This window comes from Spongiactinospora gelatinilytica, assembly GCF_003236385.1.
Classification (GTDB): domain Bacteria; phylum Actinomycetota; class Actinomycetes; order Streptosporangiales; family Streptosporangiaceae; genus Spongiactinospora; species Spongiactinospora gelatinilytica.
In genome coordinates this window covers 1-6,411 of record NZ_POUA01000416.1, presented here as the reverse complement: position 1 = coordinate 6,411, position 6,411 = coordinate 1, and the positions used below count along the sequence as shown (strand labels likewise).

The window sequence follows — 6,411 nt, the reverse complement described above, 5'->3', positions numbered from 1 at the left end:
GTGGGGTTGCGGTGGTTATGGCGGTGGGGAGACACCCGGTTACATTCCGAACCCGGAAGTTAAGCCTGCCTGCGCTGATGGTACTGCACTGGGGACGGTGTGGGAGAGTAGGTCGCTGCCGCACAATTTTTGAATGGGGTGAGAGGTCTTTGGTCGGGGTGTGTCCTTTGCGGGGCGCGCTTCGACCAGGGACCTCTCACTTTTTTTATGTCCTACTACCCCACCCTCACCACCGTCTACACTGGACTCATCGACCTACGGAAGGACGCGCATGGTGGGGCGGCGAGCTAGTCGCGCCGAGCTGGGGCATTCCGAGGACCACGTCCTCGCCTGATCCCCTCGGCCGGCTCGGCGTGTGCCCGCCCACCGATCCTTTCGGACGAACGTCACCGGTCAGGTGGCGAGGAGATTCCGGTGTTCGTCCGGCTCCACCCATTGAGGCCGTTCCATGCGTTTACCGCAGATCCGGGACACATTCCTGGACTACTTCACCGCGCGCGAACATCGGCTCGTGCCGTCCAGCTCGCTGATCCCCTCCGAACCCACCAACGCCGGAATGAACCAGTTCCAGCCCTACTACCTCGGTACGGCGGAGCCGGAGTACAACAGGGCGACGTCGGTGCAGAAGTGCGTGCGTACCAGCGACATCGAGAACGTCGGCCGGACCACCCGGCATGCCACGTTCTTCGAGATTTCGACTTCGCGCACTTCTCCGCGGTCGGGCCGGAGCTGCTGAACCAGGTGGAGGAGCTGGTCAACGAGCACATCCTGGACGACCCGGAGGTGCGGGTCTGGTACGCGAGCCGGGCCGAGGCCGAGGCGGCGGGTGCGATCGCGTTGTTCGGCGAGAAGTACAGGGAAAGGGCATGAACCCGGGGTGGGGTCCATGCCCTTTTGGGGTGGTCCGCCTTAGCGAGCGGTGATGAACAGGGCGTCGCCGATGGTGCGTTCGCGGCCGTCGGAGGGGCGGTTGACGACCTTGTGCCTGACGACCATGGCCGTGGAGCCGCCGCCGTCCAGGTTGATGGCCTGCTTGGCGCCGAGCCAGCGCATCAGCTTGGCCGCCTCCACCATCGACGCGCCCACCGCCTCACCCGGCTTGCGGCCGTCGATGGTGGCCAGGATGAGCCCGCCGGTGCGGGTGATGCCCGCGAGGGTGCGCGGGTGGCGGCGGAGGATCATGTTGACCGACGCGTGGCCGTCCGCCTTGGCGGTGATCTTGACCTTGCCGTTGCGGACCAGCCCGACCGCGCCCCCGATGATGTGGGTGTCCGGCGTGAGCGGCACGGCCTTGCCGGTGCGCTGGTCGATGACCTTGGTGTTGCGGGTGAGCGTCCAGTCGGTCCAGGCGTGCTGGTTGATCCAGTCGGCGGTGGTGCCGCGGCCGTGCAGCACCCACGTGCCGCGTGGCACGGTGCCGCCCGCCGCGCGTACCTTGACGACCTTGCCGGTGGCGGCCTCCACGACCGCCTCCGCGCCGCCGTCCGCGGCCGTCTTCTCCCCGAACTCCTCGGTGTAGACGACCAGCTCGTCGGCCGCCGCCGCCCGGTTGATCCCCTGAACTGCGGAGCCGCCGCCCTCTCCGCCCGAGACGCTGATCTGGGTCTTCAGCTCGGTGATGCGCGCCGTGCCGCCCTTGAGGATCAGTGCGCTGCGCCCGGCCACCGCCTCGCTGAGCAGCCTGCCGCCGACCACGGAGATGCCCACGGGGTCGCCCTGAAGCCGCTTCGGCGTGTGGATGTTGAAGAACCCGCCGTTGACCCCGGCGATCGCGTTCACCTGTCGGGACATCGACGAGGTGGTCTCCCGCTTGGCCACGCTCTTGCCGACGCTCGCCACGTAGGAGCCGCGGAAGCGGCGGCCGTCCACCATCAGGACCTGCATGCTCCACGGGCCGGTGGTGTCGAAGCCGTCGTCGCCGAGGTAGTCGGTCTTGGCGCGGATGTCGTCCTTCTTCAGCTTGGCGACCAGCTTGTCGGCCTTGGCGCGCTCTTTGAGGGTCCAGCGGCCGATCCGGACCGAGAAGTACTCCCGCTCGGGGTCGTCGGCCACGCCGGGGCGTATGAACCGCGTCACGATCGGAGTCTCGCCGACCGCCTGGACCTCGGCGGCCTTGGCGTCGGCATCGTCCTGGGAGCCGTGGTCGCGGCCGTTGGGCATCAGGACGGTGACCGTCCAGCCTTCGGTGGCCTTGCCGTGGCTGACCCGGAACAGGTCGATCCCCGGTGCCACTGCGCTGTGCGCGCGGGCCGGTACGCCGCGCAGCCCGAGAGGGAACTTGGCCGTGGGGAAGCCCACGGACGCCGGCGCCGCCGATGCGGCCGGTACGGCGGCGACCACGAGAACGGTGGCGGCCGACAGGCCGATGAGGATGCGACGCGTCATTGTGTTGTCTCCGGCACAGGTCGGGCTGAGGGTGTTGATCGTCGGTCAACCATGGTGCCGATCTTTGACCCGGAACGTCAGCGAAACACGCCAAAAACGCCGAGAAAGGTATGGCAATTCGCCTACACCCACGGGGTTTCAGGTCAGCGGAGCTGCCGCCGGAAGGATTCGAGTGCCAGCAGCGCCACGTGCAGTGACAGGCAGGAGTCCACGTCGTCGAGGTCGGTGTCGAGGATGCGTTCCAGGCGGCGCAGCCGGTCGTAGAAGGCGGGCCGGGAAAGGTGCGCGCGCTGCGCCGCGACCGCCTTGTTGCGGCCCGCTTCGAGGTAGACGCGCAGGATGCGGGTGAGGTCGCCGCCGCGCTGGGCGTCGTGGGCGAGCAGCGCGGCCAGCTCGCGTTCGGCGAAGGTCTGCAGCCGGGCGTCGTCGCGCAGCAGGTGGAGCAGGCCGCGCAGGCGCAGGTCGGTCAGGCGGTAGAAGACCCGGCCGTCCGGCCGCCGTACCGCGACGTCGGCCACCTGGTCGGCCTCCAGGAAGCTGCGCCGGACGTCTTTGATCGACTCGACGGTGGAGCCTGCGGCCAGCACGAAGGCCGGGTTGAAGGCGATGCGCAGGCGTTCGGCGAGTGCGGTGAGCGCGGCCTCGGCGACGCCGCGCGGGGGCAGCGGGAGCAGTACCGCGACCCTGTCGTCGTCCAGGGTGCCCACCAGGGCGGGCAGGCGGACGTCGCGGCACGCGCCCGCGGCGGCCTCGGCGAGGTCGCCGAGCTGTGCCTGACCGTCCAGGGTGGTGCCGCCGGGCTCGGTGAGCCGCAGCACCACGCTGACCAGCTTGCGGCCGGTGAGCGGCACGCCCACCGCCCGGGCGCGGGCGGCGGCCTCCTCGGGGTCGGCATAGGCGTGCGTGAGGATGCCGGTGATGATCGAGCCGTGCGCCTGGCGCTCCAGGCTGCGCTGGTGGCGTTCCAGCAGGCGGCCGAGGGCCAGCGTGGTGGCGGCGCGCTCGGCGAGCACGATGTCACGCGGGCCCGGACGTTCGTCGCAGAACAGGATGAGCCGGCCCCAGTCCTGGCCGCGCGCGCCCACCATGGCCACGAGCCAGCCCGAGGTGGCGTCGTAGGCGGTGCGCTCGGCGGGGGCCACGGCCCGCGAGCGGGTCTCCCAGGTCGCGAGCAGCGTGCCGGTGTCGCGGCCGGCGCTCTCGCAGGCGAGGACCTGGTGGGCGAGGTTCTCCAGCAGCGCCGGCTTGCCGGAGATCCGCGCGACCTGGCCGAGTACCTCGGCGGGCGACGCGCCCTCCACCGACAGCTCGGTGAACACCTCGTGCAGGTGCTCGGAGGCGCGCAGCTCCTCCAACTGGATGTCGATGATCCGGGCGTGCACCGACTCGGTGATCTGCACGAACGGCGTCTCGCGCGCGAGCGTGACCAGCGGCAGGCCGTGCTCCTCCGCGGCCGCGACCACCATGGCGGGCAGTTCGCCGATGAACCTGCGGCCCAGCTCGACGATCAGCCCGGACGCGCCCACCTCGGCCAGCGCGCCCACGTAGTCGATCAGCCTGCGCGGATCTTCGGGCAGCGCCACCCCGGTGGTGAGGACGAGTTCGCCGCCGCGCAGCAACTGCGCGATGTCGGTCACCTCGCCCACATGCACCCAGCGGACCCGGGTGTCCAGCCGATCCGCGCCGGCCACGACTTGGGGGTTGCCGCGGCGCACCGGTTCCAAGGCCAGGATGTCGGCGATGGTAGGGAGCACGCGCCCGACACTATCTGATCAGGCTGTAAATCCGGATGGTGTACGGCTTACATGGTGGGGGCGAAGCGACAGGAAACCGGCAGTCAGGGCATGCGACCGGCGATGCCGTCCAGCACGCAGCGCAGGCCGAAGTCGAACCGCGCCTCCAGGGCGCTGCCCGTGTCCGGTGGGAGCCGCCGCTTTTCGTAGATCGCGCGCAGCCGGGGCAGGTCGGCCATGCCCGCCCGGAGCGCGGGCTCGTGCTGCTCGGTCCACTCGTCGTAGGTGAGTCCAGAGGTGTTCACCGTGTCCCGCCAGGTGGCGTCGGCCCCGGAGATGCCGATGACGTAGGCGATCACGGTGGTGACGGTGAAGTCGATGTCCTCGTGGTCGAGGCCGGCGTCGTCGAAGATGGTCGCCATCCGGTCGGACATGCGCAGCGCGTTGGGACCGATGTTGGGCCGCCCGCCGAGCAGGCGGGCCAGCCAGGGGTGGCGCATCAGGGCGCGGCGCAGGCTGTGCGCGAACACGGCGGTGGCCTCGCGCCAGTCGATCCCGCCGCCGACCGGGACGGCGATCTCGCCGAACGCCTCGTCGATCGCCAGGTCCAGCAGGTCGGTCTTGTTGGCGACGTACCAGTAGATGGAGGTCGCGCCCATGCCGAGCTTGGCGCCGAGGCGGCGCATGCTGAGCGCGTCCAGGCCCTCCGTGTCGAGGATCTCGATGGCGGCGCGGACGATCTGGGCGCGGCTCGGCTGACCGCGCCCCGGCTTCTCCGCGGCGGGCCGTGCCCGCTCTGCCGCCTCGCGTACCCAGACCGAGATGTACTGCGGTTTCGCGGTCACCGGGCCCTCCTTCCCCGGTGGGTATTCTAAACCCGCTCGCACAGCGTTCGAGAGTTGTCGTACGCTGTGCGAGTGAAATCGCACACTGTACGAGACGCGCCCGGCGAGGCGCCGCAACGCGACCCCCGCCGCTGGTTGATCCTCGGAGTGCTCTGCCTGAGCCTGCTGGTGCTCGTGGTCGACAACACCGTGCTCAACCTCGCGATCCCCGCGCTGATGCGCGACCTCGGGGCGACCAACGGGGACATCCAGTGGATCATCGACGCATATGTGCTGGTCTTCGCGGGCCTCCTGCTCACCTCCGGCAGCCTGTCCGACCGGTACGGCAGGCGCCGCTTTCTGATCATCGGCCTGGTCGTCTTCGGCGGCGCGTCCATGGTCGCCACGCTCGCGGCCGAGCCCTGGCACCTGATCGCCGCCCGTGCGCTGATGGGCGTGGGCGGCTCCATCCTGATGCCGAGCACCCTGTCGATCCTCATCACCGTCTTCGACGCCGACGAGCGCCGCAAGGCCATCGCCGCCTGGAGTGCCGTGGCCATGATCGGCGTCATCGCCGGACCGACCCTGGGCGGTTTCCTGCTGGAGAACTACTGGTGGGGCTCGGTCTTCCTGATCAACGTGCCGGTGGCCGTCCTCGCGGTGATCGCCGCGGTGGCGCTGATGCCCGAGACGCGCGGCCCGGCGCGGCCGATCGACCCGCTGGGCGTACTGCTGTCCACCGCCGGGATGACCGCGCTGGTCTATGTCGTGATCTCCGGACCGCACGCGGGCTGGACGACTCCGGCCTCGCTGGCCGCGACCGCCGTGGCCGTGGTCGCGCTGGGCGGGTTCGTGGTCTGGGAGGCGCGTAGCCGGCATCCGATGTTGCCGCTCGAACTGTTCCGGGACAGGAACTTCAGCGGGTCGTCGTTCTCCATCGTGCTGCTCTCGTTCGGCACCGGGGCACTGTTGCTGATGCTCACCCAGTATCTGCAGTTCGTGCTGGGCTACGGGCCGATGCAGGCGGGTGTGGCGCTGGTGCCGTACGCGGTGGCGGGCGCGGTCTTCAACGCCGTCGGCGCGGGGCTCGGGCAGCGGGTGAGCAACCGGCTGCTGATCGTCGCGGGGCTGACCGTGATGGCGGGCGGCTTCGCGGTGCTGTCCTTCACCGGCCCGGTGGACGGCTACGGCACGATGATCACCGCCCTGATCGTGATGGGCCTGGGCTCCGGGCTCGCGGGTCCGGCCGCGTACGCCACGCTGATGGGCGCGGTGCCGCCGGAGCGCGCGGGTGTGGGCTCGGCGATGAACGACACCGTGCAGCAGGTGGGCATGGCGCTGAGCGTCGCCGTCCTGGGCAGCGTGCTGGCGGGTGTGTACGCGTCCGGCATGCCGGGCGGCGCTCCCGCGCCCGCCCGGGAGTCGATCGCCGGAGCCCTCGCGCTACAGGACGCGGCGCTGGCCGAGGC

Annotated in this window: 6 protein-coding genes and 1 rRNA gene; 4 read left to right on the top strand and 3 right to left on the bottom strand. The window is 70.4% G+C overall.

The window, feature by feature from the left end; genetic code table 11:
- Positions 1-7 precede the first annotated feature (7 nt).
- The 3 genes from rrf to C1I98_RS45190 all read left to right on the top strand — a co-directional run bounded on the left by rrf (position 8) and on the right by C1I98_RS45190 (position 870).
- Positions 8-124, top strand: a 5S ribosomal RNA gene (rrf, locus tag C1I98_RS33445).
- A 324-nt stretch (positions 125-448) separates the two neighbouring features.
- Positions 449-736: an alanine--tRNA ligase-related protein gene (locus C1I98_RS33440; RefSeq protein ID WP_111171341.1), complete on the top strand. Its 288-nt coding sequence runs from the start codon at positions 449-451 to the stop codon at positions 734-736.
- 5 nt (positions 737-741) lie between these two features.
- A complete protein-coding gene (locus C1I98_RS45190) occupies positions 742-870 on the top strand; it encodes a hypothetical protein (RefSeq protein ID WP_267898098.1) in 129 nt (42 codons plus the stop codon).
- A gap of 39 nt (positions 871-909) precedes the next feature.
- On the opposite strand, the gene C1I98_RS33435 is transcribed toward C1I98_RS45190, so the two are convergent.
- The 3 genes from C1I98_RS33435 to C1I98_RS33425 all read right to left on the bottom strand — a co-directional run bounded on the left by C1I98_RS33435 (position 910) and on the right by C1I98_RS33425 (position 4,963).
- Entirely contained in the window at positions 910-2,385 is a 1,476-nt protein-coding gene (locus tag C1I98_RS33435) for a phosphodiester glycosidase family protein (protein ID WP_111171340.1), read from the bottom strand.
- 143 nt (positions 2,386-2,528) lie between these two features.
- Positions 2,529-4,139, bottom strand: coding sequence for a PucR family transcriptional regulator (locus C1I98_RS33430; RefSeq protein ID WP_111171339.1), 1,611 nt, complete (start codon positions 4,137-4,139; stop codon positions 2,529-2,531).
- Between the two features lie 83 nt (positions 4,140-4,222).
- On the bottom strand, positions 4,223-4,963 hold the full coding sequence (locus C1I98_RS33425; RefSeq protein WP_158558287.1) for a TetR/AcrR family transcriptional regulator: 741 nt from the start codon (positions 4,961-4,963) through the stop codon (positions 4,223-4,225).
- A gap of 72 nt (positions 4,964-5,035) precedes the next feature.
- Here C1I98_RS33425 and C1I98_RS33420 point away from each other — a divergent pair.
- A partial coding sequence (locus C1I98_RS33420; RefSeq protein ID WP_111171342.1) for an MFS transporter occupies positions 5,036-6,411 on the top strand: 1,376 nt, incomplete at its 3' end.